This window comes from Rhodococcus sp. OK302, from assembly GCF_002245895.1.
Lineage (GTDB): Bacteria > Actinomycetota > Actinomycetes > Mycobacteriales > Mycobacteriaceae > Rhodococcus_F.
Genome location: NZ_NPJZ01000001.1, coordinates 2,373,985 through 2,388,477 on the forward strand (window position 1 = coordinate 2,373,985; position 14,493 = coordinate 2,388,477).

Sequence of the window (14,493 nt, forward strand, 5' to 3'; positions counted from 1 at the left end):
TACTCGAGGGCAAGTCGCTCACCTACCAAGCCGCTCACCGAGCAGCTTGGCTCGGGTGAGCGACTTTGTGCGCGCGGGAACGCGGCGGCGCGGTGACGCACCGACCGTAGGTTCGCACAACTTCACCGGCAACGTGCTCCCACGAATACGATTCGCACGCACGCGATCTGCCCTCACGTGAAAATGACGCGCCTTCCTCGGCGTTGTCGAAAAGATGCCGCACGACTCGCGCTGTCTGAATGGGGTTGTCGATCGGAACACGGTGTCCGGTCAGGCCGTCGACGACGGTGTCACGTAATCCGCCGACTGGCGTTGCGACGACGGGAACTCCACACGCCATGGCTTCCAGCGCAACGATACCGAATGGTTCGTACCGTGGAGTGCAGAGCACGGCGTCCGCGGAACGCATCAGCTTGGGCAGTGCATGGTGCGGGACGCGTCCGAGAAGTTTGACTCGATCCTCGACGCCCAACCGTTCCGCGAGTTTCATCAATCCGATGGCAACGTCATCTGTGTGCAGGCCCGATGGTGGCGGGCCACCGGCCACCACTAGTTCGGCGTCAGGTAGCGACGCAAGCGCGGCAATCGCCACGTCGAACCCCTTTTGCTCGACAAGCCTTCCGACACACAGCAATCGGTGTTCGGCTGTTCTCTTTGCCCGGGGTCCTTCGGGAGTGAATTGATCGATGTCGACGCCGGACGGCACGATCGTGGTGCGTGAGCGTGGCGATCCGAGTCGAACAAGATCGAACACTTCGTCGGAACTGGTAGCGATCACATGCGTCGCACCTCGGGCGACAAGTTGCTCCAGATGTGAGCGTTCCGAGGGGCTTTCGTCGGCGGCTCCGAGGTGACGGCGCTCGGTGACGCCCAGCGAATGAAAAGTCTGCAGAACCGGGATACCCAGGATTCGAGTGGCGAGTTCCGTTGCAATGCCTGACATCCAGTAGTGAGCGTGCACGACATCGGGTCGGTCGAGCATCCACATATTGCGTAGCTCGCCGCCGAACGTGCCGAGATGACGCAGCAGTTCTTTGTCGGTGAGTACGCGCTGCGGGCCGGCTTCCGCGTAGACGACGGTATAGCCGCTGTCCGTCTGAACACGGCTCGGACCGGAACTTTGCTTCCTGGTGTAAACAGTAACTTCATGGCCGGCTCGGGCCAGCGCCGCGGAAAGCTCGTCGACGTGGAGATTCTGGCGTCCAGCCACAGAGTTTCCGACGGGTGCGAGCGGATCGGCATTCACCGACACCATGGATATCTTCAGCATTCGTCCGGGTGCGATTGCGGGCGAATATGTCATCTGGACACCTCTCGGTTGACTGTGTGATCTGGGGATACCCGAAGCCGGTGATCTGAACCGGTGTTTCGCTCCGCGCCGGTCTGGGCACATTGCAATGACGTGAGGTTGAGGAGTGAGAATCGATGACCGAACAGGTACTTGTCGACGCGACGGTGGGACTCGGGTTTCAGCGCTACGTGCAAAGTGTGGCGGACCGCGTCGGTGCTGGAATTGAGCAGTGGTGTTGTCGAGGCGATCACCCGATGGAGGCGTACATCGCCCTCGATCGAAAATTGCCGAGGTTCCCGGGGCGGGAAGTTGCCCTCTTGTGGGAGGAGACGTGTGGTTGGGCGCTGGCGGTGGAAACGAGGTCCGGTGAGGATCTGATCGTCCTGGGGTATCTCGGTGAAGAAGCCGTGGCGTCGCCGGAGCTTGTCGCGAAATTCGGTGTGAGCGTAGACAGCTCGGGACCCCGGCGGCTGCGGTGGGCGACGGACCGGCCGCTGGCGGATTCCGACCGGACTGCTCGGATGCTCCGCGGATACGGACTCGCTGCCACGTAATTGGAGCTACACACTGGTGGACGCATCCATCAGCCGAAAAACGATATGCCCGCCCAGCGCTCCGCCGACACTGACTGCGGTCAGTCCGATCAGGGAGAGCAGGCGGGCAGAGCGCAGTCCGCCGGTTTCGCAGGCACGTAATCGGTACGACGCGATGAAGGACATGATCCCGACACCGTTCGCCGCTGCGTGAACCAATCCCACTCGCCGCGCGGTGTCGCTGCGCTCGGACCAGTCGAGCCAACCCGTCATGAGGACCGGGGGAGTGGTGATCAAGCCGAGGGCAATCAACCGTCGTGCCGTTTCCGGTTCTCGCACAAAGAAATCGAAGATGACCGACGCGGTCCACGCTCCGGCGGGAACGGTCACCAGAGCTGGATGCAACGGGTGACCGACAAGGCTGCCGCGAAGTGCGTCGGCAATCTTCCGGGTGGTGGGCGTGCTGTCGACGGCGCCGAGGATTCGCCGCTGGATTCCTATAGATGGACCGTCCAGTTGGTGTGCGGATTCGGCTCTGCGGTAAAGGTTTCCGATATCCATGTAATTCGGCTACCCAGAGAAGAAGCTAGGAAACCTCTTGTCGCCCGCCGGGCCCCGGCATCTTGTCGAGAGCCAGACCCCGGCATCTTGTCGAGAGCCAGGCCCCGGCGTACGGTCGAAGCCACTAGGGCCCCGACAGTAACGGGGACCTGACCGGAGGAGCCATCATGAAGCTCAATCTCTTTGCGGCGTGGGCGTCGTACTTCCTGGTTCTTGTCACCGTTGTGTGTCTGGGCGGATTTCTTGTCGCCGCCGGATCGGGCAACGGAGGCTGGGCGCTGGTCGCCGGACTGACCGGCGTTGCCTGTGTTGTCGCTGCTGTTGCGCTGTACGGCGGAACCGTGCGGCACGATCACAAGGTGCACCGCGAGTCGCCGCACCTGTTCTGACCTTACGAATCTGCGAGTCGCGCCTTCTCGATCTCGACGTCGAAATCGGCCGGCGGCCAGGACAGGTTCATCTTCTCGAATGCGTCGATGAGCAGTTCGGTGACGGCAATTCGGCTGTACCACTTGCGATCACACGGAACGATGTACCACGGTGCGTGTTCGGTGGATGTCTTGTCGAGCATTGCCTGATATGCGTCTTGGTAGGCGGGCCACAACTTGCGTTCCGATACGTCGCTCGGGTTGTACTTCCAGTACTTCTCCGGGCGGTCGAGGCGTTCCTGCAGTCGCTTCTTCTGCTCGTCCAAGGACACGAACATCGCGACCTTGATTATCGTGGTGCCGGCGTCGACCAGTTCCTTTTCAAACTGATTAATCTCGTCGTACCGCGCACCCCACACAGTCGGCGGAACCAGATCGTGGACGCGCACGACAAGGACGTCCTCGTAGTGAGAGCGGTCGAAGACACCGAGGTATCCGTTGCGGGGGAGTTCCTTCCGGATGCGCCACAAGAAGTGGTGCTTCTTCTCTTCGTCCGTCGGGACTCCGAACGACGCATGATCGACACCTTGCGGATCGACGTGACCGATGACGTGGCGCATCATTCCGCCCTTGCCTGCGGTGTCCATCCCTTGCAGTACGAGCAAGACGGATCGAGTGTCGCCCGAGCGACCGTTGGCGTACAACAACTCCTGCAGATCCGACAGGACGCCGCCGCGCTCTTCGAGTAACCGCTGACCGTCAGCTTTGTTTCCGGTGAATCCGGGAGTGCTGTTTCGGTCGAGTTGCGCCAGTTCGAAGCCAGGCTGCGCCCGAAGGATCTTGACGGCCGATGTTTCCCACAGCGAGTCGTTTGCCATAACTGGGAACTGTGCCACAGCAAACCCGGTTTGGTCAGTCGTTCTCGGGAACCGTCAACGGATGTGGCATCGACTTGAACTTGACCGGGGAACCCTTGACCGCCGCGATGCCGGTAATGCCGCCCCACGTCATCATCGTCAGGTAGTCGATCAACGATTCAGCGGACATCGACTTGTTGGAAATCCACCAGTGCGTCGCCAACTGGATGCCACCGACAATGCCGTAGGCCCACGGAAGCGACCCGCCGGAATCCATTTCCATCTCGCGGAGGCGATTGCCCAGCACGGTGGACAGCAGTTCGGCGATCATCCGCTCCGACTCGGCAACCACGTCGCGATTGGCGCCGGCGCCGCTGGCCATCACGTAGAGATAAATCGACGGATCCGACGCCACGGTCTCGACGTACGCAGTAATTGTGGCGTGGGTGAGTTCGAAATCGTCGAGTTCGTCGCTGATGGCCTGGTAGATGCGCGGCGCGAGAATGGTCTCGACGTACCGCATCATCGTGGCCGTCGTCAGGTCACTCTTGTCTGCGAAGTAGCGGTAGAGAACGGTCTTGGAGACGCCGATTTCGGACGCGATCTCGTCCATGCCGATATCGCGGCCGCGTGCCCGGATCGCGGCGATGGTGCCGTCGACAAGCTCTTCGCGACGCGCGATCTTGTGCTCACGCCAGCGCCGCTTACGACCGTCGGACTTCTCGGGCTTTGCATCAGCAACGACTGTGCCGTCTACCTGCTCATTGTCCTGCACAGTGTTCTTGGCCACGAGTCTTCTCATATCTGTGGTGATACCACGTCCGAGCGGTCTACATTCCCTTTCAGCTTAGTGTCCGCATGTTTTCCCCGGGCACGCACCTGTGCGGTTGGATCGGGCTCACGTACGCCTCTCGCCACAATCTTTCGGCACAATGGCAAGGGTGCAGCAACTGAGCCTCTCCGCCTTCGACGATCAAGCCAAGCGTCGAGACCTTCGGAAGATGAAATTTTTTGCCACCGGGCTCCTCGTTTTCGCGACGGTGGTCTATCTGTTCTGTCGTTGGCAGGAATCTCGCGGGGCCGGAGCGTGGGTCGGATACGTGCGGTCCGCGTCGGAGGCCGGCATGGTCGGCGCGTTGGCCGACTGGTTTGCCGTCACGGCGCTGTTCCGCCATCCGATGGGCATCCCGATCCCACATACCGCGATCATCAAACGTAAGAAGGACCAGCTCGGGGCCAGTTTGAGTTCATTTGTCGGCCAGAATTTCCTGGCGCCGGACGTCGTGTCCGCGAAAGTGAAGCAGGCTCAGATTCCGCTGCGCTTGGGCACGTGGATGGCCGAGCCGGAGAATGCCGCCCGGATTGCGGCGGAGACGTCGACGATCCTGCGCGGCCTGGTGGAGGTACTGCGCGACGAGGATATTGCGCAGGTCATCGACAACACCATCGTCAAACGGCTGGCCGAACCGATGTGGGGACCGCCTATCGGGCGGGTTCTCGGCGAGCTTCTCAAGGACAACAAGCAGTTGCCGATCATCGAATTGCTGGCCGAGCGCGCACACCAATGGGCGCTCGGTAGTCAGGAAACGATCGACCGGGTGATCCTGCGTGACTCGCCGGCGTGGTCGCCGAAGTTCGTCGACGCGATGCTCGGCGAGAAGATCTACAAGGAATTGGTCGAGTTCACGTGGAAGGTGCGGGCCAACCCGGAGCATGAGGTGCGGCTTGCGGCCAACCGGTTCCTGATCGATTTTGCGGACGATCTGCAGAACGATCCCGAGACGATCAAGAAGGCCGAGGGAATCAAGGCCGAGATCATGGGCCGCGAGGAAGTCACCGGTCTGGCGTCGGCGACGTGGCAGGTGGCCAAGCGTTTGATCATGGAATCGGTGGACGACCCCAACAGCACCTTGCGAACCAAGGTCGCCGAGAACGTCGCCGGACTGGGTGTGCGTCTGCGCGACGACGATTCGATGCGGAGCAAGGTCGACGGCTGGCTTGCTGCCGGAACGACGTACATCGCGGAGAACTACACCGACGAGATCACCGGCGTCATCAGTGACACCGTCGAACGGTGGGATGCGGAGGAGGCCAGCGAGAAGATCGAACTGCAGGTCGGCCGTGATCTCCAGTTCATTCGCATCAACGGCACTGTCGTCGGATCGATTGCGGGTCTGTTCATCTATACGTTCTCGACGCTCATTTTCGGCTGAGTTCTGGGCGCGCGTGTGATGTCCACCACGAGTGCTAGCAGTAGTGCTTGCAATAGTTAGCACCCTCTCCTATGGTGGGAAATGTCCACTGGAAAGGGAGGACGCAATGCCAGCGAAGTCGACGAACTCCGATGACGGAGAACGTGAATCATCCGGTGCCGCAGCCGGAGCCAGCGACTTGGCAGCACGCGTCGTCAGCTCTGCGGCACACGATATCGGGGGGTTTATTCGTGCACAACGAGAAGCCGCGCAAGTATCGATGCGCCAACTCGCGCAGCTCGCCGGTGTAAGCAATCCGTACCTCAGTCAGATCGAACGAGGACTACGGAAACCGTCCGCCGACGTACTCGCGCAAATCGCAAAAGGACTCCGAGTGTCTTCGGAAGTCCTCTACGTCCAAGCCGGGTACCTCGAGCAACGGCCACACAGTCCGATCCGTGACGCGGTCATTGCCGATACCGCCATCAACGAGCGACAGAAGCAAGTACTGCTCGAGATTTACGACTCGTTCTGTCGGGAGAACGATTCGACGCGGCCCGCCGCCGATGCAGCAGCAGCAGCCCAGACCACAACTCCGGACTAAAGAACTTTCACAAGGAGAACACCATGACTGACAAGACCACCATCGACAACGTCAAGACCTCGCTCTTCGCCGCAGTCGGCGCCGGCGACCTCGTCGTCCAGGCTGTTGCCGACGTCGTCGCACAGGTTCGTGAGCGCGCCGAGACCCGTCAGGACGAGGTCACCGGCCGCGTCGACGGTGCCCGCGAAAAGTTCGCTGCAGTACAGGGTGACGTCGCGGAAAGCGTTGAGGCACTTCGTGAGCGTCTCGCCGGCCTGCCGGCCGAGCTGCCCGAGGAGCTCGCCGAGCTGCGCGAGAAGTTTGCACCCGAAGAGCTCCGCAAGGTCGCCGAGGCATACCTCAAGGTTGCCGGCGATCTGTACAACTCCCTCGCCGAGCGCGGCGAAGATGCAGTCGAGCGCATCCGCAAGCAGCCGGCCGTCGAAGAAGGCATCGCCGCTGCAGAATCCGCACTCGGTGACGTCGTCGAACTGACCGAAGATGCACTCGGCACCGTTGCGCGTCAGACCCGCGCCGTGGGCGAGCAGGCTGCCAAGCTGGCCGGCCGCACCGCCGGACGCATCTCCGACACCGCAGAAGAGGTCGGCGAGAAGATTGCCGACGCCGGCGACGAAGCTGCACTCAAGGTTCTCGACCTCGGTGAGCAGGCAGACGAGGCTTCCAAGGAAGCTGCTGCCCGCGTAACCGCTGCTGCGGCCGACGTTCAGGAACGCGCTACCGCTGCCGCCAAGAAGGCTGCTCCGGCTGCCGCTGCTGCTCCGGCTGCCGCGCCCGCCAAGGCTGCTGCTGCTCCGGCCAAGGCCGCTCCGGCCAAGGCTGCTGCACCGACCAAGGCCGCACCGGCCAAGGCTGCTGCACCGACCAAGAAGGCTTAATTTCAGCTGAGTTGGTCAGCGTGAAGGCTCCTGCGCTCTCGGGCGTGGGAGCCTTCTGGTCGTAGACGTGCGGAACTGAAACTAGGATGTAGTTGTGATAGCTGTGGATGGCATTATCGGCCTGATCTTTCTTGTACTGAGAGTACTGGCGTTAGCCGGTGCTGTCTTCGCGATCGTGCATGCCGTTCGGCAGCGTCCGGACGCATTTACCGCGGTCAACAAGCTGACCAAGCCGATCTGGCTGGGAATTCTTGTTGTGTCGGGGTTGGTTCTGCTGGCATTCGGTCCGGTGCAGATGCTGGGCATCATCGCGGTAGTCGCAGTGTGCGTGTACCTCGTTGACGTTCGTCCGCGCGTGGACGACATCCAGCGCGGATCGCGCTGGTAGCGCACGTTTTCTTCGTTCAACCCTGACCGTGGTGATGTGTGCGGTGCTATTGTGGGTTAACGGCAGTCACATATAGATTGCCAGCCTTCGTGGGGAGTGAACTGCGATGTCTGTAGAACAAGAGAAGTCCCGTTTGACACGGGCTGGTGACCGCCAGGAAACAGCGTCGCGGCTTCTCGCCTCGGCAGCCCGCACATCCTATGACCCGCTGATCGAAATCGACTGGGAAGCTCCCATCCCGGACGACCTCTACGGAATGACCCCCGAATGGTGCAGCCTCTACGGCACACCGATGTGGGACGAGATGACGCAGCAACAACGCATCACCCTCACAATCCACGAAGCAGCGAGCATCGCCGGCACGGGCATCTGGTTCGAGATGATCCTCATACAGATGCTAATCCGCGACATCTACTTTCACGATCCGTCCACGCCACATGTGCAATTCGCGCTCACCGAAATTGCCGACGAATGCCGCCACTCCACGATGTTCGCCCGCTCAGCCGCAAAATTCGGTGTCCCGTCCTACCGACCCAAGGCCTGGATCCGCACCGCATCACGACCCTTCAAAGCAACGGCCACAGGATCATTGGCGTACGGCGGAACACTCTTCGCCGAAGAAATCCTCGACATGATGCAACGCGACTTCATGCGAGACAAGCGAGTTCAGCCACTCACCCGAACCGTCAGCAAAATTCACGTAGTCGAAGAAGCCCGCCACATCAGGTTTGCGCGCGAAGAAACCGTCCGACGCGTAGCTCACGCCACAAGGTTCCAGCGAGCACGTATCCGCCTCGTGCTCGCCATCACGGCGTACTTCGTGGTCACCAGCCTCGTGAACAAAAACGTGTACGCCGCAGCCGGACTCGACGCCGACGCGGCTGAAAAAGCCGCAAAGAACAATGTCCACTACCACGACATGGTGCGTCGAGGATGCGGGAATACGGTCGAATTTCTCACCGAGGTCGGCCTCATCGGCGGCCCGTCCAAGATATTGTTGCGCCGCGCGCACATCATCTGACACGCAACATCCGTATCTAACTCTTCCAGAAGCAGTCAGGGGTAAATGCATGTCCAGCAGTTCGCGTACTACCACCCTCCGGGTATTGGCCGGAGCAGTCGGAGTGGGTGCCGCTGTAGCGGCAGTTGCCGGTCTTCGCCATCGGCGTTCCACCCGGGGGCTGACGCTTGTCGCCGACGTCGAACCCAATGCGCTCCTGCAGACCCCGACGTTCAAGGCCGACATCAGCGAACTGACCACCGACGACGGTGCGATCATCAACATTCGCGAGTACGGCCCCGCCGACGGTGACCCGATAGTTCTGAGCCACGGCTTGACCTGCTCCACCGGATTCTGGTACCCGCAGGTCAACGCCCTCGCCGGCGAGTACCGCGTCATCACCTACGATCAGCGCGGTCACGGACGCAGCACCGTCGGCACCCTTCCCCTGGGATCAGACGTACTTGCAGACGATCTCTCCGCAGTCTTGGCGGCCACCGTCCGAGAGGGCAAGAAGGCCGTCATCGTCGGGCACAGTATGGGCGGCATGAGCATCATCGCGTGGGCCGGCAAGCATCCTGACGAAGTCAAGAAATACGCTTCGGCCGTCATGCTCGCCAGCACGGCCAGTGATCGCCTCATCGCCGAAACCACCGTCATCCCACTGCCGAATCGCTTTCCGCGGGTACCGGTTCCGGTAGGCCGTGCAATTCTCAGCACACCGATACCACTGGTGTCCTCGGGCGCGATGACCAAGGCGTTCCAGTACATCTCGATGTCACCCAACGCCACCAGAGCTGAAGTTGCGTTCTGCGAGAACATCGTTCGTGAATGCAAGCCCCGCGTCCGCGGCGGCTGGGGAGCTGCGCTCAGCGGTCTCGACATCCATGAGGGGCTCGATAACCTCGATGTACCGACCACAGTGATGGTCGGATCACTGGACCGACTCACCCCACCGGTGCACGCGCGCAAGCTCGCTCAGGTTCTCGAAGACGCCGGCAACCTCGAACAGTTGATCGTGTTGCCGGGCGTCGGGCACATGACGTCCATCGAGAGCCTCGACGAATTTAACCGGGAGATAGTGCGGTTGCGCAATCTCTAGCTGAAGACGACGGTTTTGCGTCCGTGTACCAGCACACGATCCTCGAGGTGCCACCGCAAACCGCGTGAGAGAACCAGCTTTTCGATATCGCGACCCTGTCGGACCATGTCGGCGGCGACGTCGGCATGGTCCACTCGGATCACGTCCTGCTCGATGATCGGACCGGCATCCAGTTCTGCAGTCACGTAGTGGCAGGTAGCGCCGATCAACTTCACACCCCGGGCAAACGCCTGGTGGTACGGACGCGCACCGATGAACGACGGCAAGAAGCTGTGATGAATGTTGATTGCGCGGCCCGACCAGTGCTCGCACAGTGACTCCGGCAGCACCTGCATGAAGCGGGCCAGGACAACAGCGTCGGGATCATGGGCGTCGACAAGGCTGCGAACCTGCTCGAATGCCGGTCCACGCTGCGCCGGATCCTTGGGAAACGGCACGTAGTGGAAGTCGATTCCGTGGCGTTCGGTGACGCTACGGAGGTCCTCGTGATTGCCGATGACCGCGCTGATTTCAGCGGGAAGTTCTCCGCCCGCAGCGCGACCGAGCAGATCGTGGAGGCAATGGCCTTCCTTGCTCACCAGGAGCACGATCTTCTTGGGTGCCGCGGAATCGTGCAGTGTCCACTCGGTTTCGGGGCCGATCTCGGCTGCAACAGCGGCGAAACGCTCACGCAGTTCCTCGATGCTGATGCTGATCGACGACGCACGAACCGCCTGACGTGTGAAGAACCATCCGGTGTCTGCGTCAGCGTGATACGCCGCTTCGACGATCCACCCGCCAACCTCGGTGAGGAAGGTCGAGATGCGCGCGACGATGCCAGTCGTATCGGGGCAGCCGAGGGAGAGAACGTAGCGTCGATCATCTGTCAACGAGGCAGCGGTCATGAGGCTTAGTCTCTCAGGTGTCGCGGTGGCGCCCGACGCGTGGTCATGTGCCAAGCTTTCTTTCATGGCTCAAGCTGCGCTCACTCGTTCCCAGGTTGCCGCGATGGTCGACCACACCCTGCTCAAACCCGAAGCCACAGCTGCCGACGTGAACGCCCTGATCTCCGAGGCACAGGAACTGGGCGTGCTCGCGGTGTGTGTTTCGCCGTCGATGCTCCCCATCCGCGCCGAAGGTTTGGTGACCGCCGCTGTGGTGGGATTTCCGTCCGGCAAACATCATTCGTTGGTGAAGGGCGCCGAAGCTCGTTTGGCCGTTGATCAAGGTGCTCGCGAAATCGACATGGTCATCGACATCGGAGCGGCAATCGCCGGCGACTACAACGCGGTGCTGGCCGATATTCTGACTGTGCGCGAAGCCATGGGCGAGACTGCCGTGCTGAAGGTGATTCTCGAAACCGCAGCATTGTCCGATGAAGCGATCGTCGAATGCTGCCGTGCCGCAGTGCATGCGGGTGCCAACTTCGTAAAAACTTCCACCGGCTTCCACCCCGCCGGTGGTGCAACGGTGGAAGCCGTGGCGTTGATGGCCAAGACCGTCGGACCCGCCGTGGGAGTCAAAGCCAGCGGCGGAATCCGTACGACGCAGGCTGCACTCGACATGATTGCTGCGGGAGCCACCCGACTCGGGCTTTCGGGAACCCGCGCTGTGCTCGACGGTCTGACTGACTAAGTCAGGATTCCACAGCTGTCGGGGACGGCCGATGCATTCTGCGTTCCGTTGGCGACGGGCATTGCGTAGGCGCCGCCCTCCAGTGAAATCTGGATCGCACTGTCCGTGACGGTGAGCTTGGTGGGCTGCATTCCCAGCGGGTAGGTCTGCAGGCTGTCGGTCAATGTCTGGACAACGCCGTCGACCAGATCGGTGGGAAGTCCGAAGCCCAGGACTTCGGCGCCCACGGTTTTGACGTCGACAACTCCGTCGGTGACCGTCGGCTTGACCGTCAGCTTGGCGAGGCCGGCCGGGCCGACGTCGAAGGACAAGGTTCCGGCGGCAGAATCCGTCGTCACGCCGGTGACCAGACCGCCGAAGGCCTGCTGCTGCAACGTGGTCAGGATCCCGGCAGTGGACCACGTGACGTCGGCGGTGGAACTGCCGATCGTTCCGCTGTTCCCGGCCGACGGTTGTAGGTCGATGTCGTTGACCTTGGCGTGAACCTGCATTCCGGACGCCGGCCCGAACGACGAATCGTCGCTGTCGATACTGATGTACGGGACCTTCTTGTCGACGGCCTGAAGAAGTACCGGCTTCCAGCTCAGCCCGACGTCGACCTGAGAGCCGAGTTCGCTCTGAAACTGGTCCGCCATGCAGGTCTTGACTTGATTGCGCACGTACAGTTCGCCGCCGACGAGCGCTGCCACGAGCACAGCGATCACGACGAGCAGGACGATGAGCACACGATTGCGCGGGGGTGCGTTGTTCGCTGCGACAGTCATCTCAGGGATTCTTCCCGACGAGTCTGAATGAACTCTGTGAATACACGCATTTGTTCAATGCTGTGATCCGGAACACACGCTGACGTAGTCTGGCGGGAAGCGTCGTCGACGGTCTTCGGAGGTAGTCATGGCTCCCGATTACGAAGCACTCGAGCAGTTAGCGCTGCGGCAATGCGGATTTGTCGCGACAGATCAGGCATCGGCCTTGGGGCTGACAGCGGGCGACGTGAATTCTCTCCTGGAATCGGGTACTTGGATTTCGGATTGCCCGGGCCTCTTCCGCTTGGATTCGGTCAGGCATACAGCACTCGACGAGTTTGCAAAATGGTGTACCTGGTTTGCCGGCCGGGCAACCGTCTCGCATTACAGCGCAGCAGAACTCCACGGACTTGGCCATTTACAGCCGCGATTCCTCCATTTCTCGACAGAAATGCCAATCACGGCTCCGGTACGGCAATTGGCCCTGCACCGGTGCATTCTCACTGAATCCGAGTGCGAGCAGATTGGACCCATTCGTATTACGACACCCGTGCGCACCGTTCTCGATCTCGCTGCGGGTGGGATCTCTCAAGAGTTGCTCGACGAGGTGGTCTCCGACGGTCTTGCCATCGGTCGACTGGATGCCCGCGAGCTCTATCTGTCCTGCGAGAACGCGGCCATCGACGTCGCTGTGAGGGTCGAGTTGGCGCTGGTAGCCAATCGGTCGCTCTGATCCTGAAGGATTTTGTTCGCTCAGCGATCGAAATCCTTCACGATCAGGATGGGTGAGGTCCAGCTAACTTTCAGGCATGGGACAATATTTACAAATCGGAAGAATGGACGTCCGTTGTGGGCGTCCATTTGTGTGTTGTCTTGTGTGTTGTCGAGAGGGAACGTCTTTTTATGTCGGCTAGTTCTGTACGTCGTGTTGTCAGTGGTGTGAGTGCTTTTGCAGTTGCTGCCGGGTTTGCGGTGGTTGGTCTGGGTGTTGCGAATGCGGCTCCGGTGGTCTCCGAGTTCGATTCGAATGGTTACAAGATCGCTCGCACCATCAGCAACGGAACGCCGTCTGAAGGCGAGCGGATTGTTTCGACGACGACGCTGACGCGGACGTCGTGGGTTGTCAACTACCTCTACGAGGTGAAGGACGTTCAGGATCCGTGTCTGGTGTACGTCGACGATTCCGCGAAGGTGAATGGAAAGCCTTATGCGCTGAATGACAAGGGGCCGGGCTTCGCCAAGGTGAAGTCGCCGGTCGGTGGGTGGGGACTGTATGACAACCAGTCAGTAACAGTGGAGTTCGCGTTTGAGGTAGCTGCGAATTGTGCGCGTGAGACTGCGTTGGCGTCGACGGTGCATTTCAACGGTTCGGGCGGGGTAAACGACGCCACAAGTAACCGCGGTCCGTCGATCACTGTTGCGAAGAACGTGTCATCGACGACTCTCGCTCCGATCGGTGGCGCGCAGGTTGGCGAACCGACCACATTGAGCGCGACGGTTACCGGCGGCGCCAACGGTGATCCGGTCGATTTCTTCGACGCCGGCAACAAGATTGGTAGCGGCACGCTCAACAGCGGTGTTGCAACCTACGCCTGGACACCGACGACTCAGGGCGCCGCGTCCATCTCCGCGAAGTTTGCCGACACCACAAAGGCGGTGGGCTCACAGTCCGCAGCCCAGAACATGAATGTGACGCAGGCTGATGCGTCGTCCACCACGACCCTCGCCGGAATTTCTGGAGCTCAGGTCGGTAAGTCGACCACACTGAAGGCAACGGTTTCACCGAAGGCTGCCGGCGGAACGGTCACCTTCAAGATCGGCAGCACGACCCTTGCCGACGTGCCGGTCAATGGAAACGGCGAAGCCACCTACGCTTGGGTTCCGGCGGTGGCAGGAAGCCCGACGATCGACGCTTCGTTCTCGGGCCGCGACGGAGTCAAGCCTTCGAGCACCAGTACAGCCACAACTGTGGCAGATAAGCCCGCGGACATCACCGAATCGAAGACAAGCGTTTCGGCAGTCGACGGCCAGGTTGGTGTCGCACAGTCCATTTCGGCTCAGATCAATCCCGCCAACGCCGGTGGCACAGTCACGTTCAAGGACGGCGACACGGTCATCGGTACGGCAAAAGTCGAGGCCAACGGCAAGGCAAGTCGGAACTGGACCCCCACGGTAGCGGGACAGCGCACCGTCAAGGCTGAGTTCTCCGGCAACGGAAACGTTGCAGCCTCCACCGAGTCGATCTCCGTGCAGGTTGCCCCGGCAGCAAATGGCGGCGGCACCGGCAGCGCCGGTAGCTCGACCGGCTCGCTCGGCAGTCTGGGCAACATCTTCGGGTCCTAGCCCGAAGCAGTACTGACATGAG

At 61.1% G+C, this 14,493-nt stretch carries 17 protein-coding genes; 11 read left to right on the top strand and 6 right to left on the bottom strand.

What is annotated here, in order from left to right; translation table 11 throughout:
* Positions 1 to 34: 34 nt before the first annotated feature.
* On the bottom strand, positions 35 to 1,303 hold the full coding sequence (locus BDB13_RS11085) for a glycosyltransferase (RefSeq protein ID WP_094271684.1): 1,269 nt from the start codon (positions 1,301 to 1,303) through the stop codon (positions 35 to 37).
* Positions 1,304 to 1,425: 122 nt separating this feature from the next.
* Here BDB13_RS11085 and BDB13_RS11090 point away from each other — a divergent pair, with 122 nt between their 5' ends.
* Positions 1,426 to 1,845 (top strand): DUF6292 family protein, encoded by a 420-nt coding sequence (locus BDB13_RS11090; protein WP_094271685.1) that lies wholly within the window; start codon positions 1,426 to 1,428, stop codon positions 1,843 to 1,845.
* A gap of 6 nt (positions 1,846 to 1,851) precedes the next feature.
* Here BDB13_RS11090 and BDB13_RS11095 read toward each other — a convergent pair whose 3' ends face one another.
* Positions 1,852 to 2,385 (bottom strand): DUF2231 domain-containing protein, encoded by a 534-nt coding sequence (locus BDB13_RS11095; protein ID WP_094271686.1) that lies wholly within the window; start codon positions 2,383 to 2,385, stop codon positions 1,852 to 1,854.
* A 167-nt stretch (positions 2,386 to 2,552) separates the two neighbouring features.
* On the opposite strand from BDB13_RS11095, the gene BDB13_RS11100 reads away from it, so the two are divergent.
* Entirely contained in the window at positions 2,553 to 2,774 is a 222-nt protein-coding gene (locus tag BDB13_RS11100) for a hypothetical protein (protein ID WP_141210633.1), read from the top strand.
* 2 nt (positions 2,775 to 2,776) lie between these two features.
* On the opposite strand, the gene BDB13_RS11105 is transcribed toward BDB13_RS11100, so the two are convergent.
* Together BDB13_RS11105 and BDB13_RS11110 are read right to left on the bottom strand one after the other, a co-directional pair.
* Positions 2,777 to 3,631: a polyphosphate kinase 2 family protein gene (locus tag BDB13_RS11105; protein ID WP_094271687.1), complete on the bottom strand. Its 855-nt coding sequence runs from the start codon at positions 3,629 to 3,631 to the stop codon at positions 2,777 to 2,779.
* Positions 3,632 to 3,665: 34 nt separating this feature from the next.
* Positions 3,666 to 4,400: a TetR/AcrR family transcriptional regulator gene (locus BDB13_RS11110; RefSeq protein WP_094271688.1), complete on the bottom strand. Its 735-nt coding sequence runs from the start codon at positions 4,398 to 4,400 to the stop codon at positions 3,666 to 3,668.
* 151 nt (positions 4,401 to 4,551) lie between these two features.
* On the opposite strand from BDB13_RS11110, the gene BDB13_RS11115 reads away from it, so the two are divergent.
* The 6 genes from BDB13_RS11115 to BDB13_RS11140 all read left to right on the top strand — a co-directional run bounded on the left by BDB13_RS11115 (position 4,552) and on the right by BDB13_RS11140 (position 9,771).
* Entirely contained in the window at positions 4,552 to 5,823 is a 1,272-nt protein-coding gene (locus tag BDB13_RS11115) for a DUF445 domain-containing protein (protein WP_176459564.1), read from the top strand.
* A gap of 106 nt (positions 5,824 to 5,929) precedes the next feature.
* Positions 5,930 to 6,406 carry a helix-turn-helix domain-containing protein gene (locus BDB13_RS11120; RefSeq protein WP_094271690.1) on the top strand — a complete coding sequence of 159 codons (477 nt, stop codon included), beginning with the start codon at positions 5,930 to 5,932 and terminating at the stop codon, positions 6,404 to 6,406.
* A gap of 23 nt (positions 6,407 to 6,429) precedes the next feature.
* Entirely contained in the window at positions 6,430 to 7,281 is an 852-nt protein-coding gene (locus BDB13_RS11125; protein WP_094271691.1) for a heparin-binding hemagglutinin, read from the top strand.
* Between the two features lie 94 nt (positions 7,282 to 7,375).
* Positions 7,376 to 7,669 carry a DUF2516 family protein gene (locus BDB13_RS11130; RefSeq protein ID WP_094271692.1) on the top strand — a complete coding sequence of 98 codons (294 nt, stop codon included), beginning with the start codon at positions 7,376 to 7,378 and terminating at the stop codon, positions 7,667 to 7,669.
* A gap of 106 nt (positions 7,670 to 7,775) precedes the next feature.
* Complete coding sequence (locus BDB13_RS11135) at positions 7,776 to 8,690, top strand: AurF N-oxygenase family protein (protein WP_094271693.1); 915 nt, start codon at positions 7,776 to 7,778, stop codon at positions 8,688 to 8,690.
* 49 nt (positions 8,691 to 8,739) lie between these two features.
* Positions 8,740 to 9,771 carry an alpha/beta fold hydrolase gene (locus BDB13_RS11140; RefSeq protein ID WP_094271694.1) on the top strand — a complete coding sequence of 344 codons (1,032 nt, stop codon included), beginning with the start codon at positions 8,740 to 8,742 and terminating at the stop codon, positions 9,769 to 9,771.
* Here BDB13_RS11140 and purU read toward each other — a convergent pair.
* The gene (gene purU / locus BDB13_RS11145) at positions 9,768 to 10,655 is read right to left on the bottom strand and encodes a formyltetrahydrofolate deformylase (protein ID WP_094271695.1); all 888 of its coding nucleotides are present in this window, start codon (positions 10,653 to 10,655) and stop codon (positions 9,768 to 9,770) included. The genes BDB13_RS11140 and purU overlap by 4 nt on opposite strands.
* A gap of 64 nt (positions 10,656 to 10,719) precedes the next feature.
* Between purU and deoC the strand changes: the two genes are divergently transcribed.
* Entirely contained in the window at positions 10,720 to 11,385 is a 666-nt protein-coding gene (gene deoC, locus BDB13_RS11150) for a deoxyribose-phosphate aldolase (RefSeq protein WP_094271696.1), read from the top strand.
* Here deoC and BDB13_RS11155 read toward each other — a convergent pair.
* Positions 11,382 to 12,149 (bottom strand): LmeA family phospholipid-binding protein, encoded by a 768-nt coding sequence (locus BDB13_RS11155; RefSeq protein ID WP_094271697.1) that lies wholly within the window; start codon positions 12,147 to 12,149, stop codon positions 11,382 to 11,384. The two genes, deoC and BDB13_RS11155, sit on opposite strands and share 4 nt — an antisense overlap.
* 127 nt (positions 12,150 to 12,276) lie before the next feature.
* Between BDB13_RS11155 and BDB13_RS11160 the strand changes: the two genes are divergently transcribed.
* Together BDB13_RS11160 and BDB13_RS11165 are read left to right on the top strand one after the other, a co-directional pair.
* Positions 12,277 to 12,861 (top strand): type IV toxin-antitoxin system AbiEi family antitoxin domain-containing protein, encoded by a 585-nt coding sequence (locus BDB13_RS11160; protein ID WP_094271698.1) that lies wholly within the window; start codon positions 12,277 to 12,279, stop codon positions 12,859 to 12,861.
* A 170-nt stretch (positions 12,862 to 13,031) separates the two neighbouring features.
* Positions 13,032 to 14,471, top strand: a complete 1,440-nt coding sequence (locus tag BDB13_RS11165) for an Ig-like domain-containing protein (protein ID WP_094271699.1) — start codon at positions 13,032 to 13,034, stop codon at positions 14,469 to 14,471.
* Positions 14,472 to 14,493: the final 22 nt, after the last annotated feature.

Coding starts and splice junctions, on each gene's coding strand:
- BDB13_RS11120 (WP_094271690.1), top strand. CDS start 5,930: ATGCCAGCGAAGTCGACGAACTCCGATGACGGAGAACGTGAATCATCC.
- BDB13_RS11165 (WP_094271699.1), top strand. CDS start 13,032: ATGTCGGCTAGTTCTGTACGTCGTGTTGTCAGTGGTGTGAGTGCTTTT.
- BDB13_RS11085 (WP_094271684.1), bottom strand. CDS start 1,303: ATGACATATTCGCCCGCAATCGCACCCGGACGAATGCTGAAGATATCC.
- BDB13_RS11125 (WP_094271691.1), top strand. CDS start 6,430: ATGACTGACAAGACCACCATCGACAACGTCAAGACCTCGCTCTTCGCC.
- BDB13_RS11135 (WP_094271693.1), top strand. CDS start 7,776: ATGTCTGTAGAACAAGAGAAGTCCCGTTTGACACGGGCTGGTGACCGC.
- deoC (WP_094271696.1), top strand. CDS start 10,720: ATGGCTCAAGCTGCGCTCACTCGTTCCCAGGTTGCCGCGATGGTCGAC.
- BDB13_RS11160 (WP_094271698.1), top strand. CDS start 12,277: ATGGCTCCCGATTACGAAGCACTCGAGCAGTTAGCGCTGCGGCAATGC.
- BDB13_RS11090 (WP_094271685.1), top strand. CDS start 1,426: ATGACCGAACAGGTACTTGTCGACGCGACGGTGGGACTCGGGTTTCAG.
- BDB13_RS11105 (WP_094271687.1), bottom strand. CDS start 3,631: ATGGCAAACGACTCGCTGTGGGAAACATCGGCCGTCAAGATCCTTCGG.
- BDB13_RS11155 (WP_094271697.1), bottom strand. CDS start 12,149: ATGACTGTCGCAGCGAACAACGCACCCCCGCGCAATCGTGTGCTCATC.
- BDB13_RS11095 (WP_094271686.1), bottom strand. CDS start 2,385: ATGGATATCGGAAACCTTTACCGCAGAGCCGAATCCGCACACCAACTG.
- BDB13_RS11140 (WP_094271694.1), top strand. CDS start 8,740: ATGTCCAGCAGTTCGCGTACTACCACCCTCCGGGTATTGGCCGGAGCA.
- purU (WP_094271695.1), bottom strand. CDS start 10,655: ATGACCGCTGCCTCGTTGACAGATGATCGACGCTACGTTCTCTCCCTC.
- BDB13_RS11100 (WP_141210633.1), top strand. CDS start 2,553: ATGAAGCTCAATCTCTTTGCGGCGTGGGCGTCGTACTTCCTGGTTCTT.